Annotated in this window: 1 protein-coding gene; it reads left to right on the forward strand. The window is 43.3% G+C overall.

The genetic code is table 11. The features are described from left to right. Positions 1–78 precede the first annotated feature (78 nt). On the forward strand, positions 79–999 hold the full coding sequence (locus tag AB6E85_RS25845; protein ID WP_029236538.1) for an IS5 family transposase: 921 nt from the start codon (positions 79–81) through the stop codon (positions 997–999). Positions 1000–1052 lie beyond the last annotated feature (53 nt).

Consider the following 1052-nt stretch of genomic DNA (forward strand, 5'->3'; position numbering starts at 1 on the left):
GGCTTTGTTTCCTAAATCAGGGAACTAATGCTTAAAGCTACGATCAGATCATCTAAGTTCACTCACATACTTAGAGCAATGCCAAAGCCTCGCTACAGAACAACTAACTGGAAACAATATAACCAAGCCCTAATCAATCGTGGTTCACTGACATTCTGGATTGATGAGGAAGCGATTCAACAGTGGAAGCAACTCAAGCAAGGTAAACGAGGTCGACCTCGATTGTTTAGTGACTTAGCCATTACGACCGCCCTCATGGTTAAACGAGTATTCGCGATGCCGTTGAGAGCGTTACAAGGATTCATCGATTCTGTTTTCAAACTCGCTCAACTCCCGTTGTCATGTCCTCATTATTCATGCATCAGTAAACGAGCCAAAACGGTTAATGTGTCATTCAAGACAAAGACCCGAGGCGCAATACAGCATTTAGCCATTGATGCAACAGGGCTAAAGGTCTACGGTGAAGGTGAATGGAAAGTAAAAAAACATGGTACTGACGGGAAGCGTCGAGTTTGGCGTAAGCTCCATTTAGCCGTAGACACTGGCACTCATGAAATCATTGCGGCTGAGTTAAGTTTATCGAATGTCACTGACGGTGAAGCTCTTCCTAATTTACTGAATCAAACTCGTCGTAGAATCAATGAGATATCTGGTGATGGAGCTTACGATACAAGACAATGCTACGAAGCAATACGTATTAAACAAGCTGTTCCCCTTATTCCACCGAGAGAAGGTGCTGCTTTTTGGTTACGAGGTCACCCCCGTAATCTGGCGGTAGCTTGCCAGAAATTATACGGCTCAAATAAACATTGGAAAAAGAAGTACGGTTACCATAAACGGTCACTTTCAGAGACGGCTATGTTCCGTGTAAAGACACTGTTTGGTGGGCGATTAAGTTTAAGAAACTATAATGCTCAGGTTGGTGAAACCTACGCCATGATTAAAGCGTTGAATAAGCTCACAGGGTTAGGTATGCCTAAAACGATAGAAATAGCCTAATAATCACCCATACTGGCCGTTTCTATCTGAGATCCAATTAGGAAACAAAGCCG

The organism is Vibrio sp. 10N.247.311.51 (genome assembly GCF_041467855.1).
Classification (GTDB): Bacteria; Pseudomonadota; Gammaproteobacteria; order Enterobacterales; family Vibrionaceae; genus Vibrio; species Vibrio coralliirubri.